The sequence below is a fragment of the Streptococcus rubneri genome (assembly GCF_004785935.1).
Taxonomy (GTDB): domain Bacteria; phylum Bacillota; class Bacilli; order Lactobacillales; family Streptococcaceae; genus Streptococcus; species Streptococcus rubneri.
Genome location: NZ_SRRP01000001.1, coordinates 905,488 through 925,458 on the forward strand (window position 1 = coordinate 905,488; position 19,971 = coordinate 925,458).

Consider the following 19,971-nt stretch of genomic DNA (forward strand, 5'->3'; position numbering starts at 1 on the left):
CTCCTCCCATCTCTCTGTCTTGTCTAGCAACAAGTTGCACGATAAGGTGTGCCGACCGAATTTTTATTGTTTCAAATTCATCTCATCATTAGTCCAATTTCATAAATGTCCACTACCCACTTCCACCAACCGTGAGCTCTCTATTAAATTTTCATTTATTACTTTTCTAATTGAATCCATTGTAAATGTTTCTGTAAACCTTGTCAATACTTTTTTATGTTTTTTTTGAAAACGTTCGTCATTTCCTGAAATTCATTTTCTAACGGATGCTTTTACAAGGATTGAAAACCGCCTTCTTACTGGGTTTTCAGGCACTTTTTTGATATAATTTACTAGAATTAGTCTAGAATGTTGAGGAACCCCATGTCTTTTGATGGATTTTTTTTACACCATATGGTGAATGAATTACAAAGCGAACTCCTAAATGGTCGCATCCAAAAAATTAACCAACCCTTTGAACAAGAGTTGGTTTTACAAATTCGTAGCAACCGCAAGAATCAAAAACTCTTGCTCTCTTCCCACTCTGTTTTTGGTCGGATCCAACGGACCCAGACCAATTTTGAGAATCCTGCCTTCCCTAATACTTTTATCATGGTCATGCGCAAGTATCTCCAAGGGGCAGTCATTGAGCAGATTCAGCAACTGGAGAATGACCGTATTTTAGAAATTGCCGTCTCTAATAAAAATGAGATTGGAGATGATATATCTGTGACCCTGATCATCGAAATCATGGGTAAGCACAGCAATATCATTCTTCTGGACAAGACGACTGGAAAAATTATCGAAGCGATCAAGCATGTGGGCTTCTCTCAAAACAGCTATCGGACCCTCTTGCCAGGTTCTACCTATGTAGCTCCTCCAAAAACCGAAGCGGTCAACCCCTTTACCATTAAAGACGAAGCCTTATTCGCCTTTCTTCACCGAGAAGAGTTGACACCTAAAAACCTTCAAACCCATTTCCAGGGTATTGGTCGAGATACTGCTCAAGAATTAGCCAGTCGATTAGAAACGGGAGAAAAATTAAAAACCTTCCGAGCTTTCTTTGAAGCTCCAACAGATCCCCGTCTAACGAAAAAATCTTTTGCTGCTCTCGCTTTTGCTGATAGCCAGGAGGAGACCTTCGAGACCTTATCGGATCTACTTGACCACTACTACTTGGACAAGGCTGAGCGCGACCGGGTCCAACAACAAGCTGGGGAACTGATCCGCAAGGTGGACAATGACCTAGAAAAGAACCGGAAAAAATTGGCCAAACAGGAAGCCGAACTGGCAGCGACAGAAAATGCCGAAGAGTTCCGTCAAAAAGGCGAACTGCTTACTACTTTCCTCCATCAAGTCCCAAATGATCAAGACCAAGTCACCTTAGACAACTACTATACCAACCAGCCTATTACCATTGCCTTGGATAAGGCCTTGACCCCCAGTCAAAATGCACAACGCTACTTCAAGCGCTACCAGAAGCTAAAAGAAGCCGTCAAACATTTGACCTCTCTTATCCAAGAAACCAAGGAAAGCATCTCCTACCTGGAAACAGTCGAAACTGCTCTGGCCCAAGCCAGCCTTTCTGAAGTAGCCGAGATTCGCGAAGAGCTGATCCAAACAGGCTTTATCAAACGACGCAACCGAGAAAAGATCCACAAACGGAAAAAACCAGAGAAGTACTTAGCCTCAGACGGCAAGACCATTATTCTGGTCGGCCGGAATAATCTTCAAAACGAAGAATTGACCTTCAAAATGGCTAAAAAGGACGAACTCTGGTTCCACGCTAAGGATATTCCAGGTAGTCACGTGGTCATTACAGGTAACCTCAACCCTTCCGATGAGGTCAAAACCGATGCAGCTGAGCTGGCAGCCTATTTCTCTAAGGGACGCCTCTCCAATCTGGTCCAAGTCGACATGATTGAAACCAAAAAACTCAACAAACCAACCGGAGGAAAACCTGGCTTTGTAACCTATACCGGTCAAAAAACCCTACGGGTCACCCCTGAAGAAGAAAAGATCAAATCTATGCGCATCAGCGAGTAGACAACGTAAAAGGACTGAGATTCATCTCAGCCCTTTTGTTTTATTCTGCTTTATTGATATCCTCTTTGACCTGGTCAACATTAAACTTAGCAAAGAGATATTGGCGATCCTGGACAGGGAAACGTTGATCCAATTGATCAATGGCCCCAACTTCAACAATCCCTTCTTTGATAACAAAATCCATGACATGACCTCCGAAGGTATGATCATCTGAGATAAAGTGAAGGTGATAGCCTGCTACACTGACCCCATGGAAAATCTCTGGTGTCCAAAAACCAACAATAGTTCCTGTAACATTTTCTCGCGTAAATTCAGGCTGATGGGTCGCCACATCTGCAAATTTGGTGTCTGAAGTTGATTTGGGAATCATACGCACATGCATCTTGGCGAAATCACCGTGAATCTTGATGGAACGAAACAAATTTTCGCCATCATAATAAGATTCAATGCGAGCCTCTAATTCCTCATCTGTCATCTCAAAGCGCTGACGAAAAATCACTTCGGCCTGATGGGGAACGATAGCCGCATAAGGGACTGTCGCATCCGGGGCCACTTCCACAATCTCTGGCTCCTCCCCTGATCCCTTAGCTTGGTAGGCCTTGCCATCTAAGACAATCAGTTCGCCATCAATGGAGTCCAAGGTCCCAATTCCAAGATCTCCATGCTCTAGTAATTCTTTAATGGTAAAGGATCCTCCATAGAGACCAGCCATCAAAGCCCCCAAGGTATTGTATTGAAACAATTTCACCGGTTCCATTATCTTCTCCCTCATTCATCTTGTCTTCTTTTCAGCCCTTCCAGTATACCACATTCTCAAGGACAATGACAGAAAAGACTGATTAAAAAAGAGCGGGCCAGAACAAGGATGCACACTTGTTCTGATTCCCGCCCTTCAAGGGTCAAGTAGTTAATCTTCTAACAGGCTCTCATAGAAAGCTTGCATTTGCCCATCATCTGGGACTAGCTGCAAATAGCCTTCTGCCACTTCCCGGGCTTTTGCGATTTGTCCCAACTCTCTCAAGAGGTAACTATAGCTTTCTAAGTACTCTGGATTTTCTTTCAAATCTGGGTAGAGCTCTTCATAGATCGGAGCCGCTTTTTCAACCTCTTCGAGTGCTACCAAGGCACGAGCGATATTCCAACGGGTGACGACATTTTCCACTTCCACTTCTTGCCATTCAAGGACGTCTTCATAACGTTCCTGTTCCAGATAAAGAGTTGTCAGACGAAGGGCGATATCTTCAAGATCCTCAGCAACTTCTTTGGCTTCTAACAAATACTTCTCTGCTTTTTCTGGCTGGTGCAACTCGTAGGCCAATTGGGAGGCTAGAAGGAGGAGATAAGCGTCAAAAGGATTCTTTTGGATTCCTTGCTCTGCTATTGCTAACGCTGTTTCTCGGTCATTTTCAGCTTGAAGAGCCAAGGCATAGCCGTATTCATACCCTTCAAAGTCTGGCGACAGTGTATCAATCTGCTTGAAGTAGATCAGAGAACGTTGATACTCTTCTCGGTCAGAGAGAAGGGTTGCCAATTCATAGGCAATCTGGTCATCAAACTCAATTTCCAAGGCCTTTTCTAAAAACTCAATAGCAGACTCAAACCGACCCAGATTCGCATAAGCATAGCCAATCCGCTGGTATGTGGAAATGCCCGTTTCTTCTAAAATGAGACGGTTGTCTAACTGAGCATACTCTTGAATGGCTTCTTGGTAATTTTCAAGTTCTAAATCAATCTCTGCCAAGCCTAGTTGAATAATAGGGTCATCTGAAAGAGTCGCTGCTTCCATCAGTTTTTCTCGAGCCACATCTGCCAAGCCCTCACTTTGGTAGAGGTCTGCCTTGACTAAGAGACTGGCTAGATACCATTCCGAACTTTCCGGGATTTCTTCCAAATAAGCAAAGGCTTCTTCCATTAGTCCATCTTCCGCTACGATAGTGGCTAGACTCAGATAGACCTCTGGATAATCATCTCTCAGATGCAAGTAGGTTTGCTTGGCTTCTGGGTAAAAACCAATACTTTCAAAATATTGTCCCAATTCTAACAAGGTAGCTGGATCATCTTCTAGCAAAGCCTTATCCAAATAAGCTGGCAGACGATCTAGCTCTTGTTTCTCAATTGCTTCTAGAATTTTTTGACTATTCTTCACTTTGAATTTCCTCAACTTCGTCCTTTTCGTACAAACCACTGACCTCTTTATACCATTCAAATAGAGCACTGATGACTACTTTAGCCGAAGCATAAACCGGGATTCCTAAGAAGACTCCCCAGATTCCAAACATAGAGCCAGAAGTAATCAATACAAACAGAATCGTGATTGGGTGGATATTGAGCTGACTCCCCAAGACAAGTGGGGAAACGAAACGTCCCTCGATTGTTTGCTCAACAATAAAGACAATGACGACTTTGACAAACATCTCTGGTCCTGCCACCAACCCCAAGACTAAGGCTGGGAGCATGGCCAAGAAGCTGCCCAAGTATGGTATCAAGTTCAAAAAACCAGCGGTTACACCGAGTGTCACAGCGTAACGAAGCCCAATGATCTTAAGCAGAAGAATAAACATTAAAGCTACGATGATAGCAACAGTAATCTGACCTCTGACATAATTAGCCAATTGTGTATTGACATCAGACAGTACTTTGTCTGCAGATTTACGAATCTTGGTTGGCAAGAAACGGATGATTTGCCCTTTTAAGTTCTTTCCATCTCTCAAAAGATAGAAGACGATAAAAGGCATAATAATCAAAGCGATAATGACCTGAGAGGCGACAGTAATCAGATTGCTGACCCAGTTGACTGCTCGGGCGGAAAAAGAACTCGCCCAACTGGTAATATTCTGCGACAATTGGCTGGTCCATTCATCCAGCTGAGGCTTGATTTCTGGCGACACTTTGTTGTCTAAGACATCATCGATGGTCCTATTGGCCTTTTCCAAGTAATCTGGCAGGTTCTTCATAAAACTAAGAACTTGATGTTGAATAGCTGGAATAGCGACAGCCAAGCCCCATAAAATGAGAAGCGCGATCAAAATAAAGACGATGGAAATTGCAATGATCCGTTTGACTCGGTGCCTTTCCAAAAAGTCCACGATTGGATTTAACAAATAATAGAGGAGCCCTGAAATAATGACTGGTAGCATGACTGCTGCTCCAAACTCTAACAGGGGTGTAAAAATAAAACTAATCTTGCTGAGAACTAAAATATTCAATCCCATCAGTAAGGTTACTAGAAAAACAGTAATGGCTTTATTATCTACAAACCATTTAAAAAACCAGGATAAACTAAAATCTTTTTCTTTATGTTCCACGGGAATCTCCTTCGTTTTCAATCTGTCTTTATTTTAGCATTTTTAGTCCATAATTTCACGATATAGCTGAAATGTGAGCTTTTTTTTAATGCTTAGCTTGTCAATCCTTCACCTAATCGTTTTCCATCCCCTTCTTTTCTGATATAATGGAGCTATCAACAAAGTCGAGGTGCATGTGATGCAAGATATTTATTTCGGAACCTATACCAAACGAGACTCTAAAGGAATTTATAAGGCTTCCTTCGATGAAAGAACTGGTCAACTTAGCGACTTAGAACTAGTTGCTCAAGAGCCAAACCCAACCTATCTCGCTTTTTCAAAAGCTGGTTTCTTATACAGTGTGGGTGCGGAGCAAGGTCTTGGCGGCATTGCAAGCTTTAGTCCTGATCACCAGTTAATCAATCATGTGGTCGAGGAAGGGGCGCCCCTCTGTTATGTCTCTGTTGATGAGGCGCGTGGCTTGGTCTATGGAGCTAACTACCACAAGGGACAAGTCCTCTCATATCGCATCCATGAAGATGGTCATTTAACCTTTGTCGACCAAGCGACTCATCAGGGTTCTGGACCTCACGAAAACCAAGCGAGTCCCCATGTACATTATGCAGATCTCACTCCCGATAAGCTACTCATCACTTGTGATTTGGGTACCGATCAAGTAGTGGTCTATCAAGTCGATGATCTTGGTAAACTAACGAAGACTCAAACCTATCAAACAGCTCCAGGTGCTGGTCCACGTCATATCATTTTCCACTCTCATTACAAGACCGCCTACCTCATTAACGAATTAAACGCTACCATCGATGTCCTTTTCTATGACGGACTTGGCTACTTTGAACATTTCCAAACCATCTCAACCCTACCTAAAGAGTATGAAGGTCAAAAATGGGCCGCTGCTATTCGCCTCTCAGAGGATGGGAAATTCCTCTATGCCTCAAATCGTGCCCATAACTCCATTGCAGTTTATGAAATCTTGGCAGATGGTAGCTTAGTGCTTCTGGAAATCGTTCCAACCAATGGACTCAATCCACGTGATTTCATTCTTAGTCCGGACCAAGAATACCTCATTGCTGTCCATCAAGATTCAGACAATGCTACTGTTTTTAAACGCGACAAAGCGAGTGGTAGATTGACTGAATTGAGCCATGATTTCTACGTACCAGAGGCGGTTTGCGTCCTCTTCAACTAAGAATCAAAATCCTTGCTAGTTTGGTTGAAAAATGATTAAATAGTGATATTAATAAATAGTTTATAGGAGAAGCCTCATGAACCCAATGGATTTGTTTAACCAAGTCAAAGAAATGATCGAAAAGAAAGATTTCGATGCTGCTAAAAAATTTATCGATGACAACAAGGAGAACCTTGGTGACTACTTAGAACAAGCGAAAGCCCTTGTTGCTGGAAACGATCTCGTCAGCGGTGCTGTTGATAAAATCAAAGGCTTGTTCTAATCAAACGATTCCTCAACTATCTAGTTGAGGATTTTTGTTTGGCTCGATAACAAAAAAATCCTTGAGAAAACTCAAGGATCTTTTGTATCTAGTTAACTAGATTATTTCTTAAGGTTGTAGAATGATTTCAATCCACGGTATTCAGCTACTTCACCAAGTTGGTCTTCGATACGAAGCAATTGGTTGTATTTAGCGATACGGTCTGTACGTGAAAGTGAACCAGTCTTGATTTGTCCTGCGTTTGTTGCAACTGCGATGTCAGCGATTGTTGAATCTTCAGTTTCACCTGAACGGTGTGATACAACAGCAGTGTAACCAGCTTCTTTAGCCATTTCGATAGCTTCGAAAGTTTCAGTAAGTGTACCGATTTGGTTAACTTTGATAAGGATTGAGTTAGCAGCACCTTCTTGGATACCACGTGCAAGGTAGTCAGTGTTAGTTACGAAGAAGTCGTCACCAACCAATTGAACTTTCTTACCAAGACGTTCAGTAAGAGCTTTCCAACCTTCCCAGTCGTTTTCATCCATACCATCTTCGATAGTGATGATTGGGTATTTGTTAACCAATTCTTCAAGGTAGTCAATTTGTTCTGCAGATGTACGAACAGCAGCGCCTTCACCTTCGAATTTAGTATAGTCGTAAACTTTACGTTCTTTATCGTAGAATTCTGATGATGCACAGTCAAATCCGATGAATACGTCTTTACCTGGTACATATCCAGCAGCTTCGATCGCAGCAAGGATAGTTTCAACACCATCTTCAGTTCCTTCGAAACGAGGAGCGAATCCACCTTCGTCACCTACGGCAGTTTCCAAACCACGTGATTTAAGGATTTTCTTAAGAGCGTGGAAGATTTCAGCACCGTAACGAAGAGCTTCTTTAAATGTAGGTGCACCAACTGGCAAGATCATAAACTCTTGGAAAGCGATTGGAGCATCTGAGTGAGATCCACCATTGATGATGTTCATCATTGGAGTTGGAAGAACTTTAGTGTTGAATCCACCAAGGTAGCTGTAAAGTGGGATTTCAAGGTAGTCAGCAGCAGCACGAGCTACAGCGATAGACACACCAAGGATTGCGTTTGCACCCAATTTACCTTTATTAGGAGTTCCGTCAAGAGCGATCATTGCACGGTCAATAGCTTGTTGATCACGTACATCGTAACCGATGATTGCTTCAGCAATAATGTTGTTCACATTGTCAACCGCTTTTTGAGTTCCAAGACCACCGTAACGAGACTTGTCGCCATCACGAAGTTCAACTGCTTCGTGTTCACCAGTAGAAGCTCCAGATGGAACCATACCACGTCCAAAAGCACCTGATTCAGTATAAACTTCTACTTCAAGTGTTGGGTTACCGCGTGAGTCTAGGACTTCGCGAGCGTAAACATCAGTAATAATTGACATTTTCTACTCTCCTTATTGAGTTAAATTTTTTTACACCTCTATCATACCGCAATTACCCTATTTTTTCAAGAAAAAACAGGGGTTTGCCGGAAGAAAACGATTCCATTTTCACTTTTTTGTGAGAAAACTCTCAAATTTGCTTCTATCTTCCTTAGAGGAAATATGATATACTTCTATTATGGAAGATATTAATAAACTAATCACACAAAAAGCATCTGGTGCTAATCGTCTCAAACCAGATGAACAAAAAAAATTTTTAGAGACTTACCAAGAACGGGTTGTCGCTTACTCAAGTATTGCAGATGCCCATTCACGGGAACTTGAAAAAGAAATGGGGAGTATTTTGACCTCTTTATTAGAGGAATACCAACCGCTTTTTCTCAAAATTTCTCCTAATATTGACGAAGGAAAACAGGTCTTCTATCTAAAGGTTGCTCAAACGAATGGTATCGTGGCGACGATCGTTTCAGAAGAATGCAGTGGTTCTCCCTATGGTCTCATCCTCCACACAGATCATGCCCTTGAAATAGAAGCAAAAAATCTTGTCAGCATGATCCCAGAAGCACCCTCTACATCCAGAAAGGTTGAGAAAAAAGGTTCCTTATGGTCTCGTATTTTTAAATAAATTCGGTCCTTGAAAAAGCTTGAGATTTTTGTCTCAAGCTTTTTTTACATTATTTCTTAGCTATAAGTTTAATTTAAGAAGCCTAGCTATATTTTTTGAACTTTCAACAAGTTGCTCGAAAGATGTTTGTTGGAGCTCCTGCCAGCTCATCAATCTTTGGAGGGCAGAAAAGGTTGCTGCAATTCCGTAGGAGGTCAGATCAGGAAGGTCTCCTCCTAAACTTCCACAAATAGCAACTACTGGTACCCCCCCTTTGACCCTTCTAGCGACTCCTATTGGGGCTTTTCCAGCGAGAGATTGGGCATCCATTTTCCCCTCTCCTACAATGACCAGGCTTGCATCTTTTACACGCCGATCAAAGTCGATGAGATCGAGACAGGTATCAATTCCTGAAGCAATTTCTCCTTTTGCAAAGGCGACCAAAGCAGCTCCTAATCCGCCTCCTGCTCCTCCTCCTTCCAAATGGACTAACTCAGGATTCACGAGTTGGTAAAAGGACTGCATGGCCTGGTCCACTTCTTCTAGTTTACTCAAATCGAGTCCCTTTTGAGGAGCAAAAATTTTAGTCGCTCCTTGAGGACCACACAAGGGATTAGTCACATCAGTTAAAATATGCACCCTCGTTTGATCAAAAGAAACACCATTTTTTTCTTTTACAAAAGAAGTTACTTTTCCTAAATCTTTCCCCATTGGATTTTCAAGTAACTTTTCATGATGATAGAAAGAATAGCCTAGAGCTGTAGCCATGCCAATGCCTCCATCATTGCAAGCTGTACCACCTACACCAATATAAATATCCTTCATTCCAATCCCCAACAAATGAGCAAGAACTTGCCCAAGGCCCTTAGTCGAAATCAGGAGGGGATTCCGTTTTTCTTGAGGAACCAAAGATAGACCAACCAGATCAGCTGTTTCTATCAAGGCACTAGTCCCCTTCACCAAATAAGGGTAGGAAATAGCCTCACCGAAGGGGCCCTCCACATCAACAGTTGCCCACGTTCCTTTAATAGATTCCTGAATAGCTATCATGGTTCCCTCGCCTCCATCCCCAATAGGCATGATCTCATAGGAAGCTTGAGGAAGGATGCTTTCAAAACCTTTTTTGATAGCTCTAGCGACTTGGCTTGCTGCTAGGGTTTCTTTATAGGAATCTGGTGCTATGACAATCTTCATTATTTTTTTCTTTGCAGGGGGCATTTCTTTCATCTCCAATTCATTTGCTAGTTTAATTTTATTTCATCCTATAAAAAAACATCCAGGACTCTCCTGGATGTTTTGATTTAGAATCGAATAGATTCTCGTGTTTTTTCATAGGATGTAACGAAACGTTCTGTCACACCTGGTTCAATTAGTTCAAGCGCGTCAGAGATGACTTTGAATGAAGCTGGGTAATCGTATTCTCTTTCAAAGATATACAAGGCCTCATCGAAAGCAGCTTGCACATGGTCATCAAATGAACGGTAGCGATTTGAGTACTGGAGCAATTGCTCAGTCAAGGTCGCATTTTGTACCAATCGATAGGTTTCCTCTTCAAGCTCAGTCATATCGTTTGTCAAAATGTCCAGGAGACGATTAGCATTTTCGATATTGACACGATCACTCTCCAATTCAGATAATAAAGCTTCTGTATTATCACTTGCTGTAAAGAAAATAGTTAGGAAGGATTGAGGAATTCCTGGTAGATTCCGTTTATCCATATAGCGTTTAATCCCATGTAAGCGATTGGCATAAATATTCACCTTTTGACGAGCATTAGCATCGTCTTTCTCAATTTTAGAGAAGGTTTCGCTAAGGGCTACTTGGTCATCTTCAATTTCTTTCAGACGTTCTTCAATCGCTTCTAATTCTTCTTGAAGAATAGAATAGGCTTTTTGAGTTTCTGATGTATCTTTCAATGCATCTTCTACAACCAGCTCTTGAGCTGTTAATTCAGCTTCTAATTCTTTCAAATGGTGGTCGTTCAGGTCTTTGCTAACAAAGGTCTTACTCAAACGTTCTACCTCAGCTGCTAAGTTGGCATTGTTCTCTTTGGCGTGGGCAAGATAACCTGGCAAGGCTTTGACCAATTTATCAACCACTTTGCGTGATTCAATTTCTCGTGTGAAAATATCATACAAAGCATTGATTTCTTCTTGGATTTGCTCATTTTCATAAATGGCATTATCCAATTCGAGAGATGCTACATTTGAAAGGTTATCTCTAAGAGAAGCATGTAATTGCTGGAAGCGTGCTTCCAAATCTGTCTCTGTAAAATGATATCCCGATTCTAAGAGCTTGCGGTGACCAGATTCCAAATCGTCTAATTGATCCGGAAGAGTTTTCTGAACGGCTGTTACAATTGCAGGCACCTTTTCAACGATATGAGTCAAGGCCACGATATGATTTTCGGCGGTATCGAGAATTTCAGCCGCTTCCACTGGATCTCCAGAAGAGTTCAACGTTACGAATTGAGAAAATTCTACTTGAATATTTTCAGATTGTTTTTCAATCTCTGGGAGAGCAGGTCCGTATGCATCGACGTCAGAAGCTACTTGCTTTTGCAAATTTTCAAACATATCCAAGGCATGGACCACACGTCCACTATTCTTTTCTTCTTGTTCTTTTAGCTCTGCCAAAGCTTGACGGATAGCTTTGATATCTTCGTCAATCAACTCAATTTGACTCTCAATACTTCTGATGGCTTGCTTTGCTTTTAAAAATCGGAATGAATTATTGTAGCCTTCTGCTTCAAAGAGATTGTTCTCAATATCTGCAAATGAGTTAAGGGAAAGATCAACCCATTTTTGATTCCATTCGCGAAATGCTACTTGACTTTGTCCAATCAAGTGCATGTTCTTAACAGCTTCAACTTCATCATTAACTGGAAGATTATACAGTTGTTCTTTTCTTTCCTCCAGTGCTGCCAGTAAGGCTTCATTGCGCTTTCTCAATAACACTGCCACAAAGTATCCTACAACTAGTACGAAACCTATGAAAATGATGAGAATAATTAGTCCACTAGACATATAAAAACTCCTTCATTGTATTACTTGAAAGTAATCGTAGTTATTATATCATAAAAATTCGAATAATAGGCAAATATGGCTGAATTTTATACATCCAGTGTACTATATTCGGCATTTTCTTCGATAAATTCTCGACGAGGTTCAACTTTGTCCCCCATCAACATGTCAAAGATCTTATCTGCTTCTGCTGCATCATCGACTGACACTCGGGCCATCAAGCGATGCTCTGGATTCATAGTGGTTTCCCACAATTGGTGATCATCCATCTCTCCCAACCCTTTGTAACGCTGAATGGTTGGTTTTGACCGGCCTTCAGAATAGCGTTCCAAGGCCGCTGCCAATTCCACTTCCTGGTTGGCACCTGGTTGAATATACTCTTTGATTTCACTGCCGACCTTCACTCCGTAAATTGGTGGTTGAGCAATGTAGACATAACCAGCCTCCAAGACTGGTTTCATATAGCGATAGATCAAGGTCAATAGGAGGGTTCGAATATGGGCTCCATCGACATCGGCATCCGTCATCAAGACCAATTTTTGATAACGAGCTTTTGATACGTCGAATTCGGCACCAAAGCCTGTTCCCATAGCTGTAAAGAGGCTACGAATCTCTTCATTGGCCAAAATCTTATCCATACTAGCTTTTTCCACATTGAGGATTTTCCCTCGAATCGGCAAAATTGCTTGAAACTCCCGGTTCCGTCCTGATTTAGCAGATCCTCCGGCAGAGTCTCCTTCGACGATGAAGAGTTCCGTTTCAGCTGGATTATTGGATGAACAATCCGCTAATTTTCCTGGAAGGTTTGAAATTTCTAATCCAGACTTCTTACGGGTCACTTCACGGGCTCTTTTAGCAGCGACACGCGCTTTGGCAGCCAAAATTCCCTTTTCAACAATTTTCTTCGCAATCTGCGGATTTTCTAACAAGAAATCAGAAAAAGCATCACTGAACAAGCGGTTGGTAATCTTTACCACTTCAGAGTTCCCAAGTTTAGTCTTTGTTTGACCTTCGAACTGAGGATTTGGATGCTTGACAGAAATAACTGCTGTCAACCCTTCCCGCACATCTTCCCCTGTGAGATTTTCTTCATTGTCCTTAAGAAGTTTATTCTTACGAGCATAGTCATTGATGACACGGGTTAGGGCTGTACGGAATCCTTGCTCATGAGTCCCCCCTTCATGGGTGTGGATATTATTAGCAAAGCTCATGACTGTTTCATGATAGCCAGTTGTGTATTGCATGGCAACTTCAACTGTGATATCTTCCATTTCCCCATCTGTATAAATAGGAGTTTCAAAGATGACATCCTTGTTTTCGTTGATATATTCGACATAACTTGCAATTCCACCTTCATAGTGGTAGTCCTTGGTTTGTTCCTGACCTTCTCGTTTATCCGTAATCGAGATGCGCAAGCCACGATTCAGGAAGGCTAATTCTTGAATCCGTTTGTTCAACTTGTCAAAGTCAAATTCAGTGGTTTCTGTGAAAATCTCTGGATCCGGAGTAAAGTGAACAGTTGTCCCAGTGCGGTCTGTTTCACCAATCACTTCAAGATCTGCAACAACTTGCCCCCGTTTGTATTCTTGGTAATGAATTTGCCCATTCTTATGCACTCGCACGTCTAACTGAGTGGAGAGGGCATTTACAACAGACGACCCAACTCCGTGGAGTCCTCCAGATACCTTGTATCCACCACCGCCAAATTTTCCTCCAGCGTGGAGAATGGTAAAGACGGTTTCTACAGCTGGACGTCCAGTTTTTTCTTGGATATCCACGGGGATTCCACGTCCATCATCAACAACCGTAATCGAGTTATCCGCTTCGATAAAGACTTGGATATGACTGGCAAAACCAGCAAGGGCTTCATCAATCGAATTATCGACGATTTCCCACACTAAATGGTGAAGTCCTTCTTTGGAAGTGGATCCAATGTACATCCCTGGACGCATCCGGACGGCTTCTAAACCTTCTAAAACTTGAATCTGACTAGCATCATATTCTTGACCAGCCATTTCTTGCTTCAATTCTTCTGTCATTCTTTCCCTTTTCTAATTAAAAATATAGTTTGTTAATTGATCCATGGAATCAAACAAGTAGGTCGCCATCCCTGCTCTTTGGCCAGCCTCGATATCAAGCGGACGGTCTCCAATCACTAAGCCACTTTCTATGGCGTACTTATTTTTTAAATACAACATAGAGGTTGGATCTGGCTTACGAGGAAATCCGTCATCAGCTGTCACGACTTCCGTAAAATAGTGACTGATTCCTGTCTGTTCCAAGATCATCACCACATGATGATCACGGTGCGAAACCAAAAAATGGCGGGCTCCTGCCTTGGTCAGGCGGTCCAATAATTCCTCAGTTCCTTCAAATAAGCATGGTCTTTCAAGGGCTTCTTTTTCCCTTTTCTTATACTCCAGCAAAAAATCAGGAAGATCTGGGGCAAACTGTTGAACTGCATAATCAGTAGAAACTTTTAAAGCTGCATAAACGGAATCATGATCAGCCTGCTTTTGGAAAAACTGTAAGGTCGCTACAAAAGCTTTTGTAGAAGTCTCATAATTGTCCAATAAAGTCCCACCAAGATCCCATATAAAATCATGATAATCCATAGCTTTTATTATACCATATTTTGGAAAAAATAGCTTGTAAATCCCATATTTTCACGGTTTTTTCCTACACTCTACTGACTAATTTTTCCTTGTTTATTCCTTTTTATCTCATAGACAAATTAAACGTAAAAAACAAAAAAAGGTAGAGTTCTTTCTACCTTCTTATTTTACCATTTTACCCCATTAAGGAGCTTCCATCCCGAAGACATCCTGATAAAGCATACCTTCTCGGAGTTTGCTAGCATCTCCTCCGAACTGGTTAACAAGAGCATAGGCAAAGGCAAGAGCTGTAGCCGGCCCTCTACTGGTCAAGATCCGGCCATCTTGGACCACTGCTTTTTTCAGATAGTGTCCATTCCCAATCTCCTGTTCAAAGCCATCGTAACAGGTGAAGTTTTTCCCCTCAAGCAGACCTGCTTGATCGAATACAATCGGCGCAGCACAGATAGCTGCCAAGATCTTCCCTTCTATCCTTGCCTCTTTCAATTCTTGAATGAGGCCATCATGGTCACGAAGGTTGGCTGCTCCTGGCATCCCCCCTGGAAGGACAATCCCGTCAAAATCAGCTAAGGAGCCTGACCAGACCTGGTCAGACTTGACAGTGATTCCATGAGAGCCAATCACTTCTTGTCCAAAGCCAATCATTTGACAGTCAATCTCCGCTCTACGCAAGACATCCACTACTGTTAAGGCTTCAATTTCTTCAAATCCATCTGCTAACAATACAGCTACTTTGACCATTTATATCATTCCTTTCTCTTGGAGGCGACTCAATTGCTTTTGACGTAGAAGGCGCCCCTCTTTTTTTCGTTCTTCAGCTACTCGATTCTGGTGGCTCATGGATAACAACAAGCCAATCCCAATTAAGTTACTGATAATAGCGGATCCACCTTGAGAAATAAAGGGGAGTGGAATACCAGTTAGAGGGAGAATACCAGTAACAGCTCCAATATTCTCAAAAATATGGAAAACCAACATCATAATAAAACCTGTAGAAATATAGGTATAAAATTGATTATTGGATTTCAAGGTAATCCGCAACATTTTGTAAACTAAAAACATATAAAGCACGAGAAGTACAGTTGAACCGATAAAACCAAAATCTTCTCCGATTACTGTGAAAATCATATCGCTCTCTCTAACAGGAATTAAGAGATTAGATACATTGAATCCTTGTCCAAAAATTCCCCCGCTTGCAACAGCTAATTGACCTTGAGCCTGCTGGAAGGTCATGGTCTGAGCATAGTCAAAAGGATTTAACCAAGCCAAGATCCGATTCATTTGGTAGGTCGGCATTCCTAATTGTTGGTGTAAGAAGGCTCGACCACCATCAGATAGAAAGACCGCTAAAAAGAGGGCGATCGCTCCTGCCAAAGATAGAAAGACTGGCAGGATGATTTTCCAAGAAACGCCCGAGATGAGGATCAATCCAGAAAAGATAGCAATAAAGACCAAAGAAGTTCCTAAGTCATGCTGAAAGGTCAAGAGAATCAGGATTGGTAAGGTATAAGCAAAGACTTGTGAAATCAGATAGCAATCACTCTTCAAGGTTCGATCCATTTCTCTATTTTTCCGTAAAAAGTGGACAATGGAACGAGAAACCATTAAAATATAGGATATTTTCATAAATTCAGATGGTTGGAAGAGACTGATTCCCTTATAAGCCACCCAGTTTTTTGAACCTGTAGAAGCTACCAAATTTGGATTATAAAAATAAAGTGGTAAGACCATTAAAATCAGGCCTAGCACATATAAATAAGGAGTTGTTTTCCATAAAAACTCCGTGTTAAATAGCATGACAATAAAGCTGATCATACAGCCCAGAACAATCCAGGCAATCTGTTGCCCTAAAATGGGCCAGACTAAATCCGGATAGTCATGGTAGACAGCACTATAAACTGCAAGAACCCCAATCACCAATAGTAAAAACACTGTGATAATCAGGGGAATATCTCCTCTAAGTTTGAAAGACTGACGTCTCTTCATTCCATCCCCCTTTGTTGATATCATTTAAATTCCTAAAAAGTATTGAATCAGCAAGCTCGCCACTGATACACAGCCCCAAGCAACTACTCCAATGAGGAGAGGGGCCACTCCTTGTTTACGAAAGGCATCTACTGAAACTTGACTTCCAATCCCCACCAAAGCCATGGCCATCAAAAACTGTGACAAAAACTTGCAGATGGGAAGAAGGAAGGCTGGAACCCACCCCAATGAAGCGAGTAAGGAAGCCAGCATAAAATAAAGGATAAACCAAGGTACTACTTTGGCAAGATTTACTTTTTTCCCGTTTTTATCTTCTTTTGAATGTTTTAAAAGCTTCAAACCCATCATACCAAAACAGATAGGGATAATCATCAAAGCTCTGGTAAGTTTCACTACTGTTGCAATTTCTCCTGCTACTTTGCTATACGAAAACGCTGCTGCAACTACTGAGGAAGTATCATTAATTGCAGTACCTGCCCAAACTCCAAACTGATTATCAGTCATTGATAATAGGTGCCCAAAGAAGGGGAAGATAAAGACTGCTAGGATATTGAAGAAAAAAATTGTCGAAAGTGACAAGGCCATATCCTCTTCATCAGCTTCTAAAATTGGAGAAGCTGCTGCAATAGCAGAACCACCACAGATGGCTGTCCCCATTCCTACTAAGGCAGTCAGAATCTTCGGTGCTTTTAAGAGATAGCCCATCGCAAAAGCTGATAGGAAAGCAACACTAATGGTTGGTAAACTGATCAGTAAGGAAGACAAACCTAACTGTGTAACTTTTTGAAAGGACAGAGTAAACCCCATCAAAATAATGGAATACTGTAAGAGATTCTTTCCCGAATAAGACAAGCCCGGCCGGCTACTTTGAGGTAATCGCTGACTAGCATTTAAAACGATGCCACATAAAATAGCAAACAAACTAGATCCGAGTAAAGGAAAGGCCTTCCCTAATAAAATAGAGACTCCCGCACCAATTGCTGCAAGCATTAACCCTTTACTAAACTTATTCATCTGTTGTTTTTGACTCATTCTCTCCTCCTAAACTGATCTAGCGTCTCCATCACTTCGTCCCTGCTCACAATCGTTAAAGGAGCTATTTTTTTCAGACTCGTCTGAATTTGAGGGCCATATTGTCGGTTTAGCAATCGTTGGTCTAATAAGATCACTATTGACTCTTGTTCGGCAAACCGATTGGAGCGCCCCAGAGCTTGTTTCATTCGTAAAATTGCCAAAGGCAGACTGTAATCATAAAATGGATTTTTACCTTCTAAGCGTATTCTTTGGTTAATCTTTTGTACTAGAAAATCACTGGGATTGTCGAAAGGGATCCGAGGAATGACTTGGATGAGCTGGCATTGCTGGGCAAAATCTACTCCTTCCCAAAAACTTCCTGATCCCAATATAACACTCGTTTCTCCTCTATCAAAACGGCGTTTGATATTGGTTGCATCTCCATTTTTATATTGAGCTAGATGAGGAACTAGCATCTGCTGAGAGGTCTCTAATAATAATTCCTTAGAAGTGAACAAGATAAACACAGGCAAATCAAAAGAGGCCAAGTCATCTATATATGAGGCTAATTCACTAGCTAATTCCTCTTGACTGAGATTCGTTAGATCAGGAAATTCCCTATCAATGAAAATCGTTTGACCTTGATGAAAATTGATTTCTGTCCCTAAAAATTGATAATTTGTCACGCCTAAAATGGCAGCTAGGTTGACCTTGCGACTAATTGCTAAGGTAGCTGAGACCATCAAGACCCGAGTACTCTCAGGTATAAAATCTTGGATGGAAACCAAGGTGTCCCTGCCAGAATGGAGTCGCAAAACTTGGTGACTCTCTTCTTGAATTCGATCCAGCCAGAAAACCTGATAGCGAGAATGAAAGAGCTCCTTTAATGATGACAGTTTAGGAACATCTAATTCGAATAAATCCTGTCGAATCTTTTGCACTTGTTCTCCATCTAATTCTAACTTTCTTCCACCATCATCGAGCCTCTTGACCAAAGCATTTAGTTCAAACTGAAGACTTTCTAAAATACGACGCTTCAGTAATGATTTTTCTGTCTCAATCTCACGCTGGAGCTCAACCATACAATCCGCCATGGATAGAGAAGCTCTCGAAAATTGTTCTAAAGAAAAATACAATTTTTGCGCTTCATCCACAACCAAGACTCGATTTTCAACGAGCGACGGATCATCCTCTAACCGTGTTAATAGGTAGGCATGGTTGGTTAGCAAAACTCGACTCGATTTTGCATATTCTTGCCCTTTTCTCCAAAAGTCCTCCCTATAAAATAAGGACTTTTTAGATAGGTTCCCATCATGACGAATGCGATGAACAAAATTAGCATATCGATGGAGTTGGCCCACTTCATTCAAGTCCCCTGTTTGCGTTTGGGTTAACCAAACCAAAAGCTGCATCTTGAAACGGTTGAGCAAACGATTTTCTTCTAGTTCATGTAAGGTCTGATAAAAGGCATCTAATTTTAGATAATTTTGAGGACTTTTCAGACTATGAAAAGAAATCTGAAAGGTTTCTTTAATGAGTTGGGCTTCTTTTTCCATAATTTGGTCTTGCAAGACCTTGGTAGGAACACTCACCACAATTTTATCCTGAGTCTGTGCCAACAAGGGGAGCAAGTAACCAAATGTTTTCCCAATGCCTGTCGGAGCCTCGATAAAAGTCGTCACATCCAGAGGAGCTTCCAAACTCCGTTCAATAAACTGCGCAAATTCTAACTGATGGGGCCGAGGCTCCATCTCCATCAATTGCAAATTAATCGCGAATTGTTTAGACAGACTCTTGCTTTTTCCTACTCCACTTGTTTGACGAAGAAATATTCCGTGACATGAGTTCACATCTGGATCTGAATAATTCGAAGTATCTTCAAAGGCATCTTCGATGAGGATTCGGGATTCGTAGATTAAATTATCCGATAAGGCCAGAAGGGTTTCTACCAATTCAGTTGGTAAGGAAGCAATCTTCTCCCGTAGTGTAAGAAAGAGTTGAGCCGTTGCTTGGGCATCTGAGATGGCAGAATGGGCATGATCTAAAGGAATCGCCAATTCTTCACACAGACTACTTAAATTGTACCGTTCTAGTGTCGGGAAAAAGACCTGAGCTAACTCTACCGTATCAATCCTTGGCGTCGTCAACTCAAACCCTTCCCAGAACAAGGATTCAGCAAGAAGGTTGGCATCAAATTTAACATTATGGGCCACAAAAACAGCATCTTCCACTAGTTCATAGACCTCTCTAGCAACTTGTGAAAAATCAGGAGCCTTTCTTAATTGGCGGTCTGTAATCCCAGTCAGCTGGCAAATGTGATGGTCTAACTCCTCATGAGGATTCACATCCGTCTCATAAGTCTCTACAATCTGTCCATCCTCGATAATGACTATCCCAATTTGAATAATTTTTGCATTGCTGCTTGCACTGGTTGCTTCCAGGTCAACGACAGCATATTTTCTTTTAACATTCGTCGTCATAGCACTTAAAATTATATCACTTTCTGACTTGCTTTGCTCGCATTTTTATAAGGGAGAATCGATTC

16 protein-coding genes and 1 other annotated feature (1 of these 17 only partly in view) are annotated in these 19,971 nt (G+C 41.6%); of the genes, 4 read left to right on the plus strand and 12 right to left on the minus strand.

Annotated features, from left to right (window positions below; all coding sequences use genetic code 11):
• Positions 1–184, minus strand: a binding site (T-box leader) (it extends 51 nt beyond the left edge of the window).
• Positions 185–363: 179 nt separating this feature from the next.
• The gene (locus E5S68_RS04605; RefSeq protein WP_135782538.1) at positions 364–2,025 is read left to right on the plus strand and encodes an Rqc2 family fibronectin-binding protein; all 1,662 of its coding nucleotides are present in this window, start codon (positions 364–366) and stop codon (positions 2,023–2,025) included.
• 40 nt (positions 2,026–2,065) lie between these two features.
• Here E5S68_RS04605 and budA read toward each other — a convergent pair whose 3' ends face one another.
• The 3 genes from budA to E5S68_RS04620 form a co-directional block, all read right to left on the minus strand.
• The gene (gene budA, locus E5S68_RS04610; protein WP_023023795.1) at positions 2,066–2,782 is read right to left on the minus strand and encodes an acetolactate decarboxylase; all 717 of its coding nucleotides are present in this window, start codon (positions 2,780–2,782) and stop codon (positions 2,066–2,068) included.
• A 150-nt stretch (positions 2,783–2,932) separates the two neighbouring features.
• Positions 2,933–4,171, minus strand: a complete 1,239-nt coding sequence (locus tag E5S68_RS04615) for a tetratricopeptide repeat protein (RefSeq protein ID WP_023027056.1) — start codon at positions 4,169–4,171, stop codon at positions 2,933–2,935.
• On the minus strand, positions 4,161–5,330 hold the full coding sequence (locus E5S68_RS04620) for an AI-2E family transporter (protein WP_048691022.1): 1,170 nt from the start codon (positions 5,328–5,330) through the stop codon (positions 4,161–4,163). Before E5S68_RS04620 ends, E5S68_RS04615 begins: the two co-directional genes overlap by 11 nt.
• A gap of 175 nt (positions 5,331–5,505) precedes the next feature.
• Here E5S68_RS04620 and E5S68_RS04625 point away from each other — a divergent pair, with 175 nt between their 5' ends.
• A complete protein-coding gene (locus E5S68_RS04625) occupies positions 5,506–6,516 on the plus strand; it encodes a lactonase family protein (RefSeq protein ID WP_200773494.1) in 1,011 nt (336 codons plus the stop codon).
• A gap of 76 nt (positions 6,517–6,592) precedes the next feature.
• The gene (locus E5S68_RS04630) at positions 6,593–6,778 is read left to right on the plus strand and encodes a hypothetical protein (protein ID WP_135782540.1); all 186 of its coding nucleotides are present in this window, start codon (positions 6,593–6,595) and stop codon (positions 6,776–6,778) included.
• 101 nt (positions 6,779–6,879) lie between these two features.
• Here the strand turns inward: E5S68_RS04630 and eno are convergent, their stop codons facing one another.
• Positions 6,880–8,184 (minus strand): surface-displayed alpha-enolase, encoded by a 1,305-nt coding sequence (gene eno, locus E5S68_RS04635; RefSeq protein ID WP_006597394.1) that lies wholly within the window; start codon positions 8,182–8,184, stop codon positions 6,880–6,882.
• Positions 8,185–8,362: 178 nt separating this feature from the next.
• On the opposite strand from eno, the gene E5S68_RS04640 reads away from it, so the two are divergent.
• Positions 8,363–8,809 (plus strand): DUF1694 domain-containing protein, encoded by a 447-nt coding sequence (locus E5S68_RS04640; protein ID WP_135782541.1) that lies wholly within the window; start codon positions 8,363–8,365, stop codon positions 8,807–8,809.
• Positions 8,810–8,869: 60 nt separating this feature from the next.
• Here the strand turns inward: E5S68_RS04640 and E5S68_RS04645 are convergent, their stop codons facing one another.
• The 8 genes from E5S68_RS04645 to E5S68_RS04680 form a co-directional block, all read right to left on the minus strand.
• Positions 8,870–9,982, minus strand: a complete 1,113-nt coding sequence (locus tag E5S68_RS04645; protein ID WP_135782542.1) for a glycerate kinase — start codon at positions 9,980–9,982, stop codon at positions 8,870–8,872.
• Positions 9,983–10,089: 107 nt separating this feature from the next.
• On the minus strand, positions 10,090–11,814 hold the full coding sequence (ezrA, locus tag E5S68_RS04650; protein ID WP_135782543.1) for a septation ring formation regulator EzrA: 1,725 nt from the start codon (positions 11,812–11,814) through the stop codon (positions 10,090–10,092).
• A gap of 86 nt (positions 11,815–11,900) precedes the next feature.
• Positions 11,901–13,850: a DNA topoisomerase (ATP-hydrolyzing) subunit B gene (gyrB, locus tag E5S68_RS04655; protein WP_135782544.1), complete on the minus strand. Its 1,950-nt coding sequence runs from the start codon at positions 13,848–13,850 to the stop codon at positions 11,901–11,903.
• 12 nt (positions 13,851–13,862) lie between these two features.
• Complete coding sequence (locus tag E5S68_RS04660) at positions 13,863–14,426, minus strand: HAD-IA family hydrolase (protein ID WP_135782545.1); 564 nt, start codon at positions 14,424–14,426, stop codon at positions 13,863–13,865.
• A 183-nt stretch (positions 14,427–14,609) separates the two neighbouring features.
• Positions 14,610–15,167, minus strand: a complete 558-nt coding sequence (locus E5S68_RS04665; protein ID WP_135782546.1) for a DJ-1 family glyoxalase III — start codon at positions 15,165–15,167, stop codon at positions 14,610–14,612.
• A complete protein-coding gene (locus tag E5S68_RS04670; RefSeq protein WP_135782547.1) occupies positions 15,168–16,412 on the minus strand; it encodes an FtsW/RodA/SpoVE family cell cycle protein in 1,245 nt (414 codons plus the stop codon).
• A 24-nt stretch (positions 16,413–16,436) separates the two neighbouring features.
• Positions 16,437–17,444: a YeiH family protein gene (locus E5S68_RS04675; protein ID WP_135782548.1), complete on the minus strand. Its 1,008-nt coding sequence runs from the start codon at positions 17,442–17,444 to the stop codon at positions 16,437–16,439.
• The gene (locus E5S68_RS04680; protein WP_135782549.1) at positions 17,441–19,906 is read right to left on the minus strand and encodes a bifunctional DnaQ family exonuclease/ATP-dependent helicase; all 2,466 of its coding nucleotides are present in this window, start codon (positions 19,904–19,906) and stop codon (positions 17,441–17,443) included. Before E5S68_RS04680 ends, E5S68_RS04675 begins: the two co-directional genes overlap by 4 nt.
• Positions 19,907–19,971: the final 65 nt, after the last annotated feature.